Annotated in this window: 17 protein-coding genes; 4 read left to right on the top strand and 13 right to left on the bottom strand. The window is 37.8% G+C overall.

All coding sequences use genetic code 11. The features are described 5' to 3' along the window. Positions 1-137 precede the first annotated feature (137 nt). The 3 genes from J3T98_RS11050 to J3T98_RS11040 all read right to left on the bottom strand — a co-directional run bounded on the left by J3T98_RS11050 (position 138) and on the right by J3T98_RS11040 (position 5,472). A complete protein-coding gene (locus J3T98_RS11050) occupies positions 138-1,493 on the bottom strand; it encodes a hypothetical protein (RefSeq protein ID WP_267362898.1) in 1,356 nt (451 codons plus the stop codon). A gap of 743 nt (positions 1,494-2,236) precedes the next feature. After that, on the bottom strand, positions 2,237-3,580 hold the full coding sequence (locus J3T98_RS11045) for a hypothetical protein (RefSeq protein WP_267362896.1): 1,344 nt from the start codon (positions 3,578-3,580) through the stop codon (positions 2,237-2,239). 563 nt (positions 3,581-4,143) lie between these two features. Further along, a complete protein-coding gene (locus J3T98_RS11040) occupies positions 4,144-5,472 on the bottom strand; it encodes a hypothetical protein (protein WP_267362894.1) in 1,329 nt (442 codons plus the stop codon). A gap of 660 nt (positions 5,473-6,132) precedes the next feature. Between J3T98_RS11040 and J3T98_RS11035 the strand changes: the two genes are divergently transcribed. From J3T98_RS11035 to J3T98_RS11025, 3 genes are read left to right on the top strand one after another with little or no spacing between them, the layout of a single operon-like run. Then, on the top strand, positions 6,133-6,489 hold the full coding sequence (locus J3T98_RS11035; RefSeq protein WP_267362892.1) for an ArsC family reductase: 357 nt from the start codon (positions 6,133-6,135) through the stop codon (positions 6,487-6,489). 13 nt (positions 6,490-6,502) lie between these two features. Next, positions 6,503-7,630, top strand: a complete 1,128-nt coding sequence (dapE, locus tag J3T98_RS11030) for a succinyl-diaminopimelate desuccinylase (protein ID WP_267362890.1) — start codon at positions 6,503-6,505, stop codon at positions 7,628-7,630. Between the two features lie 48 nt (positions 7,631-7,678). Continuing rightward, complete coding sequence (locus J3T98_RS11025) at positions 7,679-7,864, top strand: YpfN family protein (RefSeq protein ID WP_065563328.1); 186 nt, start codon at positions 7,679-7,681, stop codon at positions 7,862-7,864. 1 nt (position 7,865) lies between these two features. Here the strand turns inward: J3T98_RS11025 and cysZ are convergent, their stop codons facing one another. From cysZ to J3T98_RS10990, 7 genes are all read right to left on the bottom strand, one after another. Continuing rightward, the gene (gene cysZ, locus J3T98_RS11020) at positions 7,866-8,651 is read right to left on the bottom strand and encodes a sulfate transporter CysZ (protein WP_065563329.1); all 786 of its coding nucleotides are present in this window, start codon (positions 8,649-8,651) and stop codon (positions 7,866-7,868) included. Between the two features lie 105 nt (positions 8,652-8,756). After that, on the bottom strand, positions 8,757-10,622 hold the full coding sequence (locus tag J3T98_RS11015) for a tRNA(Met) cytidine acetyltransferase TmcA domain-containing protein (protein WP_267362888.1): 1,866 nt from the start codon (positions 10,620-10,622) through the stop codon (positions 8,757-8,759). Between the two features lie 3 nt (positions 10,623-10,625). Next, positions 10,626-11,081, bottom strand: a complete 456-nt coding sequence (locus tag J3T98_RS11010; RefSeq protein ID WP_065563331.1) for a DUF441 domain-containing protein — start codon at positions 11,079-11,081, stop codon at positions 10,626-10,628. Continuing rightward, positions 11,081-11,791 carry a phosphoribosylaminoimidazolesuccinocarboxamide synthase gene (purC, locus tag J3T98_RS11005; protein ID WP_065733895.1) on the bottom strand — a complete coding sequence of 237 codons (711 nt, stop codon included), beginning with the start codon at positions 11,789-11,791 and terminating at the stop codon, positions 11,081-11,083. Before purC ends, J3T98_RS11010 begins: the two co-directional genes overlap by 1 nt. Before the next feature lie 251 nt (positions 11,792-12,042). Next, positions 12,043-12,792, bottom strand: coding sequence for an outer membrane protein assembly factor BamC (gene bamC / locus J3T98_RS11000; RefSeq protein ID WP_267362885.1), 750 nt, complete (start codon positions 12,790-12,792; stop codon positions 12,043-12,045). A gap of 34 nt (positions 12,793-12,826) precedes the next feature. Then, positions 12,827-13,705 carry a 4-hydroxy-tetrahydrodipicolinate synthase gene (gene dapA / locus J3T98_RS10995; RefSeq protein ID WP_065563334.1) on the bottom strand — a complete coding sequence of 293 codons (879 nt, stop codon included), beginning with the start codon at positions 13,703-13,705 and terminating at the stop codon, positions 12,827-12,829. A 96-nt stretch (positions 13,706-13,801) separates the two neighbouring features. Further along, the gene (locus tag J3T98_RS10990) at positions 13,802-14,560 is read right to left on the bottom strand and encodes a Nif3-like dinuclear metal center hexameric protein (protein WP_267362883.1); all 759 of its coding nucleotides are present in this window, start codon (positions 14,558-14,560) and stop codon (positions 13,802-13,804) included. A 433-nt stretch (positions 14,561-14,993) separates the two neighbouring features. Between J3T98_RS10990 and rnt the strand changes: the two genes are divergently transcribed. Beyond that, on the top strand, positions 14,994-15,641 hold the full coding sequence (gene rnt, locus J3T98_RS10985; RefSeq protein WP_416380660.1) for a ribonuclease T: 648 nt from the start codon (positions 14,994-14,996) through the stop codon (positions 15,639-15,641). A 46-nt stretch (positions 15,642-15,687) separates the two neighbouring features. On the opposite strand, the gene J3T98_RS10980 is transcribed toward rnt, so the two are convergent. From J3T98_RS10980 to J3T98_RS10970, 3 genes are all read right to left on the bottom strand, one after another. Next, a complete protein-coding gene (locus J3T98_RS10980) occupies positions 15,688-16,017 on the bottom strand; it encodes a Grx4 family monothiol glutaredoxin (RefSeq protein WP_065563338.1) in 330 nt (109 codons plus the stop codon). 347 nt (positions 16,018-16,364) lie between these two features. After that, positions 16,365-17,867, bottom strand: coding sequence for a hypothetical protein (locus tag J3T98_RS10975; protein ID WP_267362879.1), 1,503 nt, complete (start codon positions 17,865-17,867; stop codon positions 16,365-16,367). A 63-nt stretch (positions 17,868-17,930) separates the two neighbouring features. Continuing rightward, the coding region (locus tag J3T98_RS10970) for a hypothetical protein (RefSeq protein WP_267362876.1) at positions 17,931-18,366 on the bottom strand (436 nt) is incomplete at its 5' end.

Below are 18,366 nucleotides of genomic sequence, written 5' to 3'. Positions count from 1 at the left end.
GATGTCCGGAGGGGCTAAACCACAAAATCGCTTTTTATTTGACAACCACCTTGACTCTTCAAGTCAAATATTTCTTAATAATTTAACTTCTCCTTTATCCCCCCAAGTTTTAAGGCTTGAGGAAGAAGAAATAAATACTAAGGATATGAGCAGAGCGAGGCATGGGGGGTGTCGATGCGATCATCCACACCACCGTGGAAGGTTTGCACGACATACCGCCAACGACTACCATTCACGTCACTAGTCCAGTACCAAGAGTCATGGGTGAAGCCAACGCCAAAGTCGCTAAGAGGACCCCACTCATTGAAAAAGCCAGAGCCAATTCTACGTTGGAAATAATTACCAGGTGAGGAAGGTGTGGCGCCGACGAAACCTTTACACCAATCGCCTGAATTTTTACCACGACAAGATGCATTTGTTAAATCCTTTACGAGAGGCATTCGATAACCAATACTATTACACCAAGATAAGGCAGGAGAATAATTGTCCCACTTAGTACCACGGTTGACGAACCACTGCTTCAATGTAAAACCATATTTAATAACAGGATTACCTTGACCATCACGACCGACCAACTCAAAGGTCTGAGGCAAAATAGGTTTGGAAATAAGACCAGGATTGGCTGAATTATGCTGGGATTCGGTAGCGAAAGGACCCGTTAAAGTAACACGTACGCTTGCAGTAGTTGAATTAGACATTGTAACTGTGATTCCCCCCTGAGATAATGAAGACCAAGACAAAGGTTGACTAACACCTCTAATATCTAAGTCAAAGTACAGTCCATTAGCGCCAGTAGTAGGAAAGTTTGAACCATAACGTGAAGGGTCAGTTGACTGAGGGATAAAACCATTAGCAGGGTCCCACATAAAAGACGGACCAGCATAATCATGATATGGGAACAAAATATCATCACCAAGCTTAGCATTTTTTAAATTAGGTCTGGTGAAACAAACCATCGACGTAGCCTTAGGATTAACGAAATACGTCACAACATTGGCACTGAAATCACTACTATTAGGAACGCCATAACGTGTGGATAATGTGCCGTTAGTACTGGATAACGTCACCCTATAAGGAGTATTACAAATCTTTAATACGGAATTACGTGATACAGCTTGATTGTTATTATCGACGATAGATAGACTTAAAGAACCAGTAACAGTAACGTCACTATCACCATCATCATCCCCCCAATAATTATTAGGAGGACCGATAAGAGAACTTAAAGCGACTGAATCGGTATCAGTTGGAACAAACATGTCTATATCAGTAAAACTTTGCTCTTCATCAGGCAAAACGATTGGCGTTGTAGATGAGGTATTATTTAAAGGCGTGTATTGTGTACCATCAGATAGAGTAATACCAAGCAGCCCATTTGTATCAACAACGCGAGTACGACCACCATCGAAAGTCAAATAAGGTGCACTACCCTGAATATAATTCGAGGTTTTAGAGGTTAATGCATGGCAGGTAAAAGAAAGTAAAATAGCCACACCTAAAAAAATCTGCCGGAATAAATTAGATCGAAAAGAGGATCGCAAGAAGGATCTAAAGTAGGATCGAAAAAAAGATCGCGCGAAAATTTGCAAAATTCCGCATAATTGCGTGAAAAAATAAACTTTGGTGAAGAATAAACGCTGGGAACTTAACTTTGACGAATTTAAATTAGAGGTTGGCCAAGTTGCCTGTTGCCTGTTGCCTGTTGAAAATTATAGAACATCTGCGACAATCCTGTCAAGTATATTTTTGATTTATTTACTGTTTTGCTTGAATTTTAGCCATCCCGCTAAAACGCTAAAAGAGTATAGTTACTGGAAAAACACGATGCAATTCTTTTTTTGTTTTGGATCGTTAACATTCGTAAAGAAGATCGCAAGAAAGATCTTGAAAGGATCGACTATCTATTGTTTTAATTAAAATCATCTTCCTTACAAACCTTTAAAAAACTATAATTAAGATCCTAAAAAAATTTACCTGAGTGATGAGTAATTTCGATAATTTAATAATTTTTAATCGAAATTTAGAACCCCAAAAACCCCACTCCTCAACTTTTCTGATATAAAAATAATTAAAACACATCATTATTTAGAGCCAAATTATTCATATGGCAACATTACAAAGTGGAATTTTAAACGCTGAAACTACTACTGCTCAAAAAATCCCCCCCGGTTGAGGGATGATGATGTACGGGGGAGGCTAAACCACAAAATCGCTTTTTATCGCACGATGGATGATACTAAGGTAAAGTGCAAAGCCCTTCCAAAGTGATATCAGAGCCAGTATAATCCCAATGTATACGACCATCATAAGAAAAAACAACAAACCGATTAAACACATTGTTGCCAGCTATAACATTGGTCCAAAACCTGTTAGTATAAAAGTTGTTAGTACTAAAGTTAGCATCTTTATATAGGCTTAGATTACCCCACTCCGCAATAAAGCCAGCACCAATGCTATGCTGATAATAATTACCAGATGATGAAGGTTCAGCACCAGTCGCTTCATAACGTTTTGCATTAGTTAAATCTTTAACCGTAGGCATACGATAACCAATACTATTACACCAGGACTCCATATTAGGATAGGAGTAATAGCCTTTACCTCGGTTGACAAACCATTGTTTTAATGTAAAACCATATTTAACGATAGCTTTACCACTACTATCTCGACCAACTAATTCGAATGTCTGGGGCAAAGTAAGCTTAGCAATTAGACCAGGATTGCTGGAATTCCATTGGGACTCAGTTGCAACAGGGCCAGTTAAAGTAACCCGTACACCTTTCGCTGTAGAATTGGTCATAGTCGCAGTGATACCACCTCGCGAGACAGGAGACCAAGACAATGCTTGATTATTACCAGCAAGGCGTAAATTAAAGGACATGTTGTTGGCACCTGTAGTCGGAAAGTTCTTATCATATGAGTCAGTTGACTGAGGAAGAAAACCATACGCAGGGTCCCACATCGAAGTTCGAATACCATCATGTGTAAACACATCCTCCGCTGGATCAGCAAAACAAACCTTTGGCTCATTATTAGGGTTAGGAGTAACATAATAAGTTACATAACTTGCATTGAAAGTACTACTATTAGGAACCCCATAACGTGTCGATAAAGTACCACCAGTACTATATAAGCTAACCTCATAAGGTGCTGTACAAATCTCTAGCACGGTACTGCGTGAATAATATCTAGGACCGGTCCTTAGCCTTATAGAGGAGATAGATACACGTAAAGAACCTGTAGCTGTAAAGTCTGAATCGCCATCATCATCTCTCCAATAATTATAAGGAGGAGCGATAAGAGCACTTAAATCGACTGAATTAGTATCAGTAGGAACGAACATGCCTATATCAGCAAAACTCTGACCAGCAACAGGCAACACGATTGGATTTTCAGGAGATGAAGTATTAGTTGAAGGCGTGTATTGCATACCATTTGATAAAATGATACTAAGCAGACTATCAGCATCAACCGCACGAGTACGACCACCATCGAAAGTCAAATACGGCGCATTACCATGAATCACATTTGAGGTTTTAGAGGTTAATGCATGGCTGAAAAGAGGAAGAAAAATCGCCACGCAAAAAACAATCTGACGGAGTAAATTAGATCGTAAAAAGGATCGAGAAAAAGATCGCGCGAAAATTTGCAAAATTCCCCATAATTGTGTGAAAAAATAAACTTTGGTAAAAAATAAACGCTGGGAACTTAACTTCGACGAATTTAAATTAGAGGTTGACCAAGTTGTCTTCTGAAAATTATCGAACATGCACAACAATCCTGTTAAGTATATTTCTAATTTATTTACTTTTTTCATTAATGAACATCATCTTTATAAACATCTAAAAATTATTATTAATAATCCATAAAAAATTATATTTAAGTATTTGAAATTAGTGATTTTGATAATTTAATAATTTTCAAGTGGAATCTTAAATTTCAAAAACCCCGTTCCTCAACTTTTTTAAAGTTAAACACTTTAAAAATCCCCCCCGGTTGAGGGATGATGATGTCCGGAGGGGCTAAACCACAAAATCGCTTTTTATTTGACAACCACCTTGACTCTTCAAGTCAAATATTTCTTAATAATTTAGCTACTCCTTTACCCCCAAGCTTTAAAGCTTAAGGAAGAAAAAATAAAAACTAAGGATAAGTGCAAAGCCCGTAGTAGTTGTTGTAGCTGTAGTCCCAATTCACATAACCGTCGTCTGTGCGCACTATAAATTGGCCACTACCAAACGGGTCACTAGTCCAGTACCAATCGTAGGGGAAGCCAATGCTTGAGTAATAGGACATACGGCCCCACTCCGTGAAAAATCCTGCACCTATATGACGCTGGTATAAATTATTAGGCGAAGAAGGATTGGCACCGACTGAATCTTGACACCAATTGCCTGAATTATTACCACGACAAGATGCATTGGTTAAATCCTTTACATCAGAAAGCCGATAACCAATACTATTACACCAAGATAAGGTATTAGAATAAGCGTTCCTCACAGTACCACGGTTGACGAACCACTGCTTCAAAGTAAAACCATATTTAACAACTGGATTACCTTGACCATCACGACCGACCAACTCATAGGTCTGAGGCAAAATAGGTTTGGAAATAAGACCTGGATTGACTGAATTATGCTGGGATTCGGTAGCGTAAGGACCACTTAAAGTAACGCGTACGCTTGTAGCGGTAGAATTAGTCATTGTAGCTGTAATACCACCCTGAGATACCGAAGACCAAGACAAAGACTGATCAACACCACCAAAGAGTAAATCAAAGTACAATCCATTAAGACCAGTAGTAGGAAAGTTTGAACCGTAAGATGACGGGGAAGTTGACTGAGGAAGAAAACCATCAAGAGGGTCCCACATCCAAGACGGACCAGCATAATTACCTGAAGCGTAAGTCAAATCAGGTCTTACAAAACAAACCACCGGCGTAGCCTTAGGATTAACATAATAAGCCACACTACTTGCATTGAATGTACTACTAGAAGGAACTCCGTAACGAGTAGCTAATGTGCCGTTAGTACTGGATAACGTAACCTTATAAGGTGCCTTACAAATCTCTGGCACTGTACTACGTGATACAGATTGACTGTATTTATCGACGATAGATAAACTTAAAGAACCAGTAACAGTAACGTCAGAATCACCATCATCATCACCCCAATAATTATTAGGAGGACCAATAAGAGAACTTAAATCGACTGAATTAGTATCAGTAGGAACGAACATACTTATATCAGCAAAACTCTGACCCGCAACCGGCAAGACGATTGGGGTTGTAGATGAAGTATTGGTAGAAGGCGTATAATGTCTACCATCAGATAGTGTAATACCAAGCAGACCGTTAACATCTATCACACGAGTGCGACCACCATCGAAAGTCAAATAAGGCGCATTACCATGAATCATATTCGAGGTTTTAGAGGTTAATGCATGACTGAAAAAAGGAAGTAAAACAACCACACCTAAAAAAATCTGCCGGAATAAATTAGATCGAAAAGAGGATCGCAAGAAGGATCTATAGTAGGATCGAAAAAAAGATCGCGAGAAAATTTGCAAAATTCCGCATAATTGCGTGAAAAAATAAACTTTGGTGAAAAATAAACGCTGGGAGCTTAACTTTGACGAATTTAAATTATTGGTTGGCCAAGTTGCTTGTTGCTTGTTGCTTGTTGAAAATTATAGAACATCTGCGACAATCCTGTCAAGTATATTTTTGATTTATTTACGGTTTTGTTTGAATTTTAGCCATCCAGCTAAAACGGTAAAAGAGTATAGTTACTGGAAAAACGCGATGCAATTCTTTTTTTGTTTTGGATCGTTAACATTCGTAAAGAAGATCGCAAGAAATATCTTGAAAGGATCGACTATCTATTGTTTTAATTAAAATCATCTTCCTTACAAACCTTTAAAAAACTATAATTAAGATCCTGAAAAAATTTACCTGAGTGATGAGTAATTTTGATAATTTGATAATTTTTAATCGAAATTTGGAACCTCAAAAACCCCTCTCCTCAACTTTTTTATCAAAATTTCATCATTTTTATAAAACCCACTTTCCCTTTGTTTGCTGTTTTTTAGCTGTTATAATCGATTTATCTTTTCATTTTAGGGCAAATAGTTATGTATATTATTTATGGGATTAAGAATTGTGATACCATGAAAAAAGCGTTTACTTGGCTCAATGATCATCAAGTTAATTACCAATTTCATAATTACAAAACCGATGGTTTGTCGGCTGAGTTGTTAAGTGATTTATTAAAACTTGTTGATTGGCAGAGTTTGTTAAATACTCGTGGTACGACTTGGCGTAAGCTTAACGAAACAGTACGTAATCAAGTTGATAATCAAGATGCCGCTATCAAGATTATGTTAGCTAATCCTTCTATTTTAAAGCGTCCACTACTTGTTGATGGTAAGCGGGCTTTGTTGGGATTTTCTGACGAGAGCTATTCGCAATTTGTTAAACCTAAATCATAAGATCGAGATCACCATGACTGAACCTGTTATTGCACTAACCAAAGCATTGATTGCTGAAAGATCAATAAGCCCCGATGATAAGAACTGCCAGCAGATGATTATCGATCGTCTAAAGCCGTTAGGCTTTGTGATTGAAGAGGTAAATATTGGTAAGACGAAAAACCTTTGGGCCTACCATGGTAGTGGTAAAACCTTGATGTTTGCCGGTCATACTGATGTGGTGCCAGCAGGGGATGAGAGTAAGTGGTGTTACCCGCCTTTTGAGCCAACTATTGATGAAAACGGTGTTTTGTATGGTCGTGGCGCAGCCGATATGAAAAGTGGCGTAGCGGCTATGGTTTGTGCCGCTGAGACGTTTGTTAAAAAATATCCTGACCATACTGGTCGGATCGCGTTTTTGCTGACTTCCGATGAGGAAGCAGATGCAACCGATGGCACAGTAAAAGTGGTTGATTTGCTGATTAAACGTCAAGAACAGATCGATTACTGTATTGTTGGTGAGCCTTCAAGTGATAGTGTTCTTGGTGATCAGATTAAGAATGGGCGTCGTGGCTCTTTGACAGCCAATTTAGTGGTACATGGTATTCAGGGACATGTTGCTTATCCTCATCTTGCTGATAATCCGGTGCATAAATTTGCGCCCGCTTTGAATGAACTGGTAACGACGGTTTGGGATAATGGTAATGAATATTTTCCACAAACGACAATGCAAATAGCCAATATTAATGGTGGAACCGGCGCTGAAAATGTGGTTCCTGGTGATTTGTCAGTGCAATTTAATTTTCGTTATAGTAGTGAGTTAACCGATGAGATGATTAAAGCAAAAGTCGAGGCGATTTTGCAAAAACATCATTTAAACTATACGTTAAATTGGCGTTTGTCCGGCCATCCATTTTTAACACCACAAGGTGAGCTAACTGATGCAGCAACAAGTGCAATTAAGGCCTTTACACAAATTGATACCAAGTTATCAACCAGTGGCGGAACATCCGACGGGCGTTTTATTGCTAAGTTAGGTTGTCAGGTGATTGAGCTTGGTGTGTTAAATAAAACTATTCATAAAGTGAATGAAAATGTAAATTGCCAAGATGTCATTACATTACAAGCTATCTATATCGATATTTTAGAAAAGTTACTATAGATTTTAATATGAGATCATGCTTTGTGCTAAATACTCAAGGGGATTTAAATGGAGTGGCTTAAAGATTATTGGTGGGTGATTCTTATTATTTTGGTGGGGATCTTTATTAATACAATTAAAGCACTGAATAAACTAAGCTATAAGCACTATTTAGAAAAAAAGAAAGGGATAAAACCTATCCCTTATTCTGATGATGAGGACGACGATTGGCCAAGTCGTCCTAAGCAAAAATAAATTATCGAAAGTCCTGACTTTTACTTGCAAAAATAGCTTGGTGACGATAGCGATCAACCCACATCGCTGTCGCGCCACAAACCGCAATTGGCATAATAATTAAATTCAATAATGGCACCATGGTAAAGAAGCTGATTAACATACCAAATAGCAGATTGTCAGCGCGATCTTGTCTTAATAATTGACGCATACGCTCAAAAGAGATTTTGTGGTTATCAAAGGCATAATCCGCATATTGGATGTTAATCTGCCAAGCAGTAAATAAGAACCACACTATCGGAGTAACCGATTGCCCGATGATGGGAATCAAGTAGGTTAGCAATATCGGAATCGCCCATAATAAATAATAGCCAAATTTTTGTAACTCGCGCTTTAAGATGCGAGGTAAGTCTTTTATTAAACTCAACCAAGAGGTATCAGGCGCAGGTACACCGGTGAGCTGTGCTTCTACCTGTTCGGCCAGCAGACCATTGAAAGGCGCAGCTATAACGTTGGTTATCGTACTGAAAAAATAACAAAATAAAATTGTTAAAGTTAAAATGACAATAGCACTAATGATGTAGCCCAACCAGTGCAACCAACTTGGCATAAACGATAAGCCCCAATCCACCATGCCAGTGATTGAAACAAAAAACCAATAAAATAGCGCTGACATAATAACGATATTAGCCAGCAACGGTAAAAATACAAAGCGTTTTAAACCAGGACTAAATGCTAAAGACCAGCCTTGGAAAAAGTATTCTATACCTGATTTAGAATTGGAATGTTGTGATTTATTTTCTAACACAATAGGATCCTTTTATTTAAAATCGGCGTCATTTTAAACGTAGTTTTCATCTGACGGCAACTGACTTTTCATTTTTTGATCGTAAATTAGCTGATCTTTATTTGGTCAGTTTGATAATTTTTCAAGCCATGTTTTTACTTCTTGTTTGATAGCTTGGATCATCTCATTTCGACTTGGTAGTTTATTTATCGATTCACTACTTTGTAATAATAGTGAAGGTATTTTACCATTTGTTGCCTGTTTTAGACGACACAGTGCCGGATAAGTTGCTTCAAACGGTCGATGATAATTACAAAATCCTTGCAGATCCTGAAGATCTTGATGAGTTAATGCCTGCTGATCATCAATGGTGATAAGTTGACTGAAAGGTAAATCGATAATGGCATTAAGCCAATAGCTATTACGCCTTAAATTTTCCGCTAAACGTTGGCTTAGTTCATAACCTTGCTGAGTGATGGGTTTGATTGCCATCATTGAATAACTACCAGAATTGGCTTGTTTATGGCTGGCAATATGGACTAAGGTAAAGCCACAATTGTGCCAAAATTGATAATTAACGGCGCTGTAAGCAAAACTGACAGAGACAAAATCGTTGTGATTTTTCATTGCTTGTTGATAGATATGTTCGACCAACTTCAGGGCAATATGTTGACGTCGATAAGGCTCTATAACCGCAATACGGTTAATTCTGACCGATTTTAGTTTTGCCGCTAGTTTATCACCAGCATGTGCAACCAATGATTGCGCGACAAGATTGCCTTTTGGTCGGCGTGTGCCTTTCCAAACGGCATCGATTAAGTCATCAGTCAAATTACCTTCATCAATCGTAATTGCCCCAGCAATAAGTTGATCACCTTTTTTGGCCTGCCAAACAGCTAAGTTTTGTGCATCAAATAGTCGTCTTAAATCAACCAAGGTTGTTTGATAATGAGCCGTTTTTAATAAATTGTAGATAGACTTAAGTAGGTCGATATCTGTTCTTTCGTTAAGAGAATAGACGGTAGCTTGCTCATTGGTTTGCGATTTTATGACGCCATTAAGCAATAAGTTATCGCAAAGTTGTTCGAGTTGATCGTTATCTTGCCAACGAATAGGCGAATTAAGATAAAATCGCTGGCAAATTTGCCTGTCCAGTAATTTTAATAAAAACCCCTGCCCTGTTCCTTCGTAACCTTCTACCGTTGTGATCAATAGGATTTTAGTCGATGGTGACAGCTTTAGCAGTTGCTCCAACATTGGCAATGGGATCATCGCCGCTTCATCAATGATCAACCACTCAGGAAATGGATGATCGACCATTTCAATTAGTTGATCTGGCGCATAAAACGGTGTTCCTGGTTTAGCAAACTGAAAAAAAGTCGTTAGCGCACTTTTATTCGGTGCTGTTACCCAGCATTCATGATAATGAGTAAATTGCCCAGCTAATGCTGATTTTCCGCGCCCTCGTTTAGCCATTAAGATATTTAAACGACTATTGCTTTTTAGGAGTTGGTTCAGCACTAACTGTTGCTCGGTTAAATCCTTTTGCCCATCATCCTGCTGCGTAAACTCTGGTGGCTTTTCTGTAGCAAATTTTGATAAGGTTTGTTGTAAATGTTGAACAAAATTGGGCACACGAATCGGCTTTGTAGATTCATTCCAACGCAAACTATCTTGGTCCACCCAATTGGTCAAATCATCTGGCAGTAATAAAATTAGCACACTACCTTTGATTAAAGTGCCGGCTAGCATCGCAAAAGCATCTAAATTAAAACCTTCGGTGGCATCGAAAATAGCATGTTTAAACTCTTTGCCAAGTAATGATTTGGTTTGATTGGGATGAATATGATGGTTAATCGCTACGGGCAAATCTGTTTTTGTGGTAACTGTAAGCCAATCGCCCCGGTGCTGTTGAATAATAGCGCTGACTTGATTAAATAATTGGGGATGCGAACCGTTTAACACCCATAGCTTTCTGGTGCTATTAATCATTGATTAACTTTTTCCAATCAATAAGGATAAAATTCCTGCTGCAATCAATGGACCAACCGGTATCCCTTTGAAAAAGGCAACACCAATAAGTGTACCAATAATTAAGCCATTAATTATAGTTGGATGAGCACCAATTAAGGATATGCCACGCGTGCCTAACCATGAGACTAATATGCCAACTAAAATAGCCAGTAACGATTGCCAGGTGGTGAATGATTTTACAATATCGGTAATTTTTAACGAGCCATCCGCTAAAGGAACCATCATAGCCGCCGTTAAAATGACAATGCCAATGGTTAATCCATATTGATTTAAGAACGGAAAATAGGTTGCTAGCGGTGTTAATTTGAATAACAACAGTAGCAATACTGCAAAGGTCACTGTGTTATTATGCGTGATATAACACAGTGCAGCTAAACCTAATAATAAAAAAAAGGAGATATCAAATTGGGCAAACATTAAAGTGGAACACCAATACGTTTGGCTACCTCTTCGTAGGCCTCAATCACACCACCTAAACCTTGACGGAAGCGATCTTTATCCATTTTTTTCAAGGTCTCTTTTTCCCATAAACGGCAACCATCTGGTGAAAACTCATCGCCTAATGTGATTTCGCCATGAAATAGACCAAACTCTAATTTGTAATCAACTAAAATTAATCCGGCTTTATCAAAAAGCTCTGTTAGCACGGTATTTATTTTAAAGCTAAGTTCCTTCATCGTTGCTAACTGCTCATCCGTTGCCCAGCCAAATGCTTTACAGTGTGACTCATTGACCATAGGGTCATGCAGGGCATCATTTTTTAAAAAAAGTTCAAATGTTGGAGGATTAAGGATTTTGCCTTCTTCAACGCCTAAACGTTTTACTAATGAACCAGCAGCTCGATTACGAACGACGCACTCAACTGGCACCATATCAAGTTTTTTAACTAAAACTTCATTATCTGATAATAGGGCTTCAACTTGAGTTGGAATACCTGCTTCACGTAACTTGGTCATAATAAAATAGTTAAATTTGTTATTGACCATCCCCTTTCGATCTAACTGCTCAATGCGCAGTCCATCAAATGCCGAGGTGTCGTTACGAAATTCAAGGATTAATAGATCTGGGTTGTCAGTGGTGTAAACCGTTTTTGCTTTACCACGATAAAGCTCAGCCAACTTTTTCATGTTTATAACCTTATATCAAATTGCCAATAAATAATTAAGGAGCTATTCGCCCCTTAATTTCAAATCAAGTACCTTGCCGTTATAAGTGTTAGCTATAAACCGTATTTATAAACTGTAGTCATAAACTTTAGTTATAAACTGTAATTATAAACATTCATTTATATAGCAAAGGTAAGTTACTCCGCTATTGGGTTAAAATCGGCTTTACGCGGTTTTAACTCATTTAGATGAAAGATTATCTAATCGTTAAATTAGCGATCATTTCTGATGCTATCTCTGATACTGTCTTTAAGATCTTCTTTCAGCTCTTTATTTGGATCTGACTTTTTTTCATCTGTTTTAACCGGCACAGTTCGTAGCGATTCAGGTGCGACATCATCCATTATTTGATTAAATAATCCAACTACATAACGCTGAACTTCGATCGGTTGTGACATAAGATTTTCACCACTACGCGTTAATGAACTTAATACGATAGTGATAGTTTCTGTTGCGCCTAAATTTTGGCGGGTAAAGACAAAAGAAGCCTCAACCGGTTGTTGTTCATCTTGGCGAGAAATAATTGCATTATTTGTTTTAATGGTTTTACTATCGCTTGAACTAACCAGTATATTTTGTTTATTCAATGTATTTGGAATATTATTCCATACACCATAACTAACTGGCACGTTAAAGGTAACAGTGTTATGTTCATGATGTACAAAAGATTCTGGGATAGTTGCAATAGCTAATGTTGGTGGACGAATATCAAGTTGTTTACCAACGGCACCATCAATTTTGTTGTTGTCCACATAAAAATCACCAGATTCGACTGGTACAGAAACACCTTCAGGAATAATTAACGCTTTTAAAGCGGGCGAATTGAGGTAATCTTCATTGCCATCAACCTCTCGTTTATAACTTTGATCGCTACTACATCCAACCATAAACATCGATGTAATAACCGATAAAACAGCTAGTTTTTTAAAGGCATTGCTTTTCAATTCAGTTTTATTCAACATAGATTTCTGCTTTTAAGTAAGGTTATAGTCAATTTTAAATTAATTTAGCATCTTTTAATGCTTGTTCAACTACAGGAATAGAAGCATCACTCAATGGCACTAATGGTAAACGTATAGTGCCGTTTGCCATTAAACCTAAACGAGTACACGCCCATTTTGCTGGCGTTGGGTTTGGTTCAATAAATAGATGAGTATGAAGACCCATTAAAGTATCGTTTAACGTGCGTGCTTGTTGGATTTGGTTATTAAATGCCAATTCACAAACGGTTGCAACTTGTTTCGCTGCTACGTTAGCGGTTACCGAGATAACACCATCACCACCTAAAATGATAAAGTCTAAGAAAGTCGCATCATCACCACTTAATAGCTTAAAATCTTCGCCAACTAATTTACGAGTTTTGTAAACGCGAGACAGATCACCCGTTGCATCTTTTAACGCAACAATGTTTTTAATTTTAGCTAATCGACCGACAGTTTCTGGTTTAATGTCACTACAAGTACGACCAGGAACATTATAAATAATTTGAGGTAATGGAGAACTTTCTGCAATAGCTTTGAAGTGTTGGTATAAACCTTCTTGCGTTGGTTTATTGTAGTAAGGCGCTACCGTTAAGCAACCAACTACACCGATATTTTCAACTTGACGAGTTAATTCGATCGCTTCTTTGGTGGCATTTGAACCTGTGCCAGCAATAATATCAATTCGACCATCTGCATAATCAATAGTGCGTTTAATAACATCAATGTGCTCATGATGATCAAGCGTTGCTGATTCGCCAGTAGTTCCTACTGATACAATAGCAGATGTGCCATTTTCAATATGATATTCGACCATTTTTTTTAGGCTTACATGGTCCACATTTCCTTTCGTATCCATTGGAGTAACAAGTGCGACCAGACTTCCTGTAAACATAAAGCGACCTCTCATATTCTGTGTTTATAAAACAACTTAAAGATTAAAAAAACTGCGAATAAGTATGCGATATTTCTTATTTAAATTCAACTTTTGTTATGCAGGATTATCAATATCGATAAAAATAGTTTCTAAGCCATGGTTAGTCGATAACCATTCTCCTAATGTTTTTATACCATATCGCTCTGTGGCATGATGTCCGCAAGCATAAAAATTGATACCGTATTCACGGGCAATGTGAATGGTTCGTTCCGATACTTCTCCAGTAAAAAAAGCATCAAAGCCTTGCTGAGCAGCCGTTTCAATATAATCCTGACCGCCACCACTACACCATGCAACTCGCTTAATCACTGCTGGGGCATTATCACAACAAAATAAAACTGAATGGCAACCATTATGTAGCTTATGTTCAAGTAGCTGTTTAAATTCAATTGCGGTTAACGGATTCGCTAACGTGCCTTTAAAAAGCAAATCGGTAATATCATCACGCGCATCAACCGTAATATCAAACATTTGCCCAAGCAACACATTATTACCCAATACTGGATGACCATCTAATGGAAGATGATAACTATATAAATTGATATCATGGCTAAGTAAAGTCTTCATTCGATGATACTTTATGCCAGTAATCGTCTCTGGCTCATTTTTCCAAAAATAACCATGATGAACAAGAATCGCATCAGCATTTAGCTCGACCGCTTTATCTAACAATAACTGACAAGCCGTTACCCCTGTCACAATTTTGTTAATCTCCGGACGACCTTGAACTTGCAAACCATTTGGCGCATAGTCACGATATCGTGTCACTTGCAGATGTGTATCAATGATGTGTTGAAGTTCGAAATTATGCACAATGCCCTCGCAAACCTTAGAATTAAACTAAAACAGTCTTAACAAAATGCTTAAGATGACCAAATAAACTTTTCGCCCTTTTGTTTGGCGCTAATTATAGTCGCTTTCTCGTAATATCTCACCCGATATTATGATTAATTAAACAATTATTTTAAGTTTTTTACCATCCTGCTTATTCAAGATTAAGTCTCAAATTTAATCACTCACTTGACTAGTTTAGATTTCGGGACAACATGCTTAATATAGATTTAACGCACAGTAGTAAAATTTGATAGCAAAGCAAAATAGGATAAGTAAGATGCTAATAACGCCTATAAAGAATAAAACTCAAGAGGATTAACTGGTCACACTAAGTTAAAAACTTAATTGATTTAAGTAGGTAAAACTAGGCGAAAAAAGTAAAAACTGGCATAATACCTCTCATTTTAGATAGATAAGACTAACTATTGTGCCAAAACTTTGTGAACGCTTTCGAGGATTTTATCCCGTGGTTATCGATATAGAAACCTCCGGATTTGATCCAAAACTCAATGCTATTTTAGAAATCGCAGCCATTACGCTTAAAATGACAGATGACGGCTGGCTCGAGCCTGATAAGACATTGCAATTTAATGTCAATCCCTTTGCCGATGCTATTTTAGAGCCAACAGCGTTAGCTTTTAACGGTATTGATCCCAATAATCCGTTACGAGGCGCGGTTGATGAGAAAGAGGCAATTGAGGCAATCTTTAAATTAGTTCGCACCGGAATCAAAGCCAATGACTGTACTCGTGCTGTAATAGTGGCACATAATGCGCATTTTGATCACAGTTTTTTGATGACTGCGGCTGAAAGATCGGGTATTAAACGCAACCCTTTCCACCCTTTTGCGACTTTTGATACGGCATCACTTTGTGGTTTAGCCTTTGGGCAAACAGTTCTGGCTAAAGCCTGCGAAACGGCAAATATCCCGTTTGATCATAAACAAGCACATTCAGCTCTTTATGATACCGAAAAGACTGCTATTTTATTTTGTGAAATCGTTAACCGTTTTAAACGATTAGGTGGCTGGCCTTTAATCGATTCGAAAACAGAAGAATAGTCAAAATATAAAAAAAGAGAGCTTAACGCTCTCTTTCTCAACATTATTAATCATTTTTATGATTTTCTGCAGTCTCTTTGATCAAGGTTTGTAGTTCACCTGTTTGAAACATCTCTAACATAATATCACAACCACCAATCAACTCACCTTCAACCCAAAGTTGTGGAAAGGTCGGCCAGTTAGCAAATTTTGGCAATTCAGCACGAATATCTGGATTTTGTAAAATATCAACATACGCAAACGGCACACCACATTGCGATAACACCTGCACAGCTTGAGCTGAAAAACCACAACTTGGCAATTTTGGCGAACCTTTCATATAAAGAATAATCGGATTTTCGGCAATTTGGCGTTTAATCTTATCAAGCGTTGTCAATTCGGTTGTCATTAGGTTTGTCCTTTAATTTGCGATAAAAAAAAAAGTTAGTTATTTTAACGTAGAAAGTTAACTAGGTTATATAGATTTCAGCTTTCACTCTAATAGATAAATTAGATATTTCAGATTGAGGGGGATTTTTAATAAAAATGATAATTCAAAAACCCCGCTCCTCAACTTTTTTGCGATAAAACACCTCAAAAATAAACCCGCCTAAGCGGGTGATTCAAGCGTAACTAAGCCACAAAATCGCTTTTTTATCGCATTGGTTATGACTTCAAGTCTGCTATCAATTAATAACCTTTTTTCTATTCCAATTTCCTTAAAAATTAGGATGTAAAAAATAGTTAAGGTACAACACAAAGCATACCAGCTTTTGTATCATATAATCGCGCCACTTTTGCAAGACCTGTGCCTAAATGCACTACAATCGAATTGCTACCATACTTATTACGAGTCACATACCAATCGTTGTAGAAATTGGCTCCAGAGTATAGGTACACAGTGCCCCACTCTGACAAGAGCCCTGCACCAATTCGTCGCTGAAAATGATTACCTGATGATGATGGGGTAGCACCTAAGCCATCAAAATTTGCATTAGTTAAATCCCTTACCGTCACAACTTTATAACCTCCTATTTTTTTACACAATTCACTTAATTCATCCAGTTTATTAACCCCATCACCGTTATTAACAAACCACTTATTTAACACAAAACCATACTTAACAACTTCGTTACCTCGACTGTCACGACCAATTAACTCGAAGGTCTGGGGTAGAGTCGGCTTAGCTATACGATTAGGATTCTTAGAATGCCATTGAGATGGCGGAATTACTGGACCGGTTAATGTAACGCGTAGAGTGGTATTGTTTAAATAGTACATATTCGCGGTTATACCCTCTCGTGAAACAGGCGCCCATGACAGCGGACCCACACCACCAATATCCAAATCAAAGTAAAAACCATGAGCACCCGTTGTAGGAAAATTTAAGTTATAAGATGATGGGGATGTTGACTGAATCCGAAAACCTTTATTACTGTCCCACAACCAATCTGGACCATTGTACTCTCTTCTCTCATGAACCACATTTGGCTTAACAAAACAAATCGCTGGTGGTAAATTAGGTTTAACATAATATGTTACACTTCCAGCACCATAGAAACGGCTATTTGGAACACCATAACGTGAACTCAATGTACTGAATGTATTACTTAATACAATTCGGTAGGGTGCATTACAAATATCCAGTACAGTATAACGTGAAACTGGTTGGTCGTTTTTATCAAAAATAGATAAATTTAAACTGCCTGTCGCAGAAATATCACCATCACCATCATCATCGCCCCAATAATTATATGGCCAACCGATAACGGTACTGAGCGCAACTGAATTGGTATTAGTTGGCACAAACATACTAATATCTGCAAAACTTTGGCCTACTATCGGTAGCACTATTGGAAAATTTGATGAATTATTCGTTGACGGGGTATATCTCATTCCATTTGATAAAGTAATCCCTAGCAAACCGTCGGTATTAGTTGCACGTGTGCGACCGCCATCAAATGTTAAATACGGAACATTACCATTAACAACATTTGATGTTTTAGATGTTAATGCATGGCCAGGAAAAGGATGAAAAGTAACCACCATGAACACTAAAAAGATTTGCCGGGATAATTTGGAACCACGAAAGAAGCATTGAAAAGCACTTCGCAATGAGCGGCAAAGCGTTCTTAAATTTTCGCGGATGAATAAACTGAAATGGAAAAATAAGCGTTGAATGCTTAAATTAAATAAATTTAAATAATAATTTAACCTGTGTTGTCGATATTTGAAATTATAATGCATAGTTGGCATCCTTGCTGATTAATATTCTGATTTATATATTTTTATGCTTACTCATTAACGTAACTAAGGCGAAACGCAAAGCCCGTAGCGAGTGTAGTACTTAAACCAACCCACAGCACCGTTGGATGCAGACACGACAAAGTGGTCTCTATCAATAGGGTCGTTTGTCCAGTAAAAGCTGAACATGAAATTGGCGTTGGCGTAGCCGTACATCTCTCCCCATTCTGTAAAAAAACCTGCACCAATCTGACGCTGGTAATAATTACCCGATGATGAAGGCGTAGCCCCAGATATAGTTTCTCCTTTTGCTGAACTAACAGCATTAGTTAAATCTTTTATCTTAACCATCCGATAACCAAAGCTATTACACCAAGATAATGTATCTGAATAATGGTAAGAGCTAGGGCCTCGATTAACGAACCACTGTTTTAACTCAAATCCATACTTAACGGCTTCATTTCCTTGACTATCTCGTCCGACTAACTCGAAAGTCTGAGGT

Source organism: Gilliamella sp. B2772, from assembly GCF_026536985.1.
Taxonomy (GTDB): domain Bacteria; phylum Pseudomonadota; class Gammaproteobacteria; order Enterobacterales; family Orbaceae; genus Gilliamella; species Gilliamella apicola_E.
This window is presented reverse-complemented; position numbering and strand designations above follow the sequence as displayed.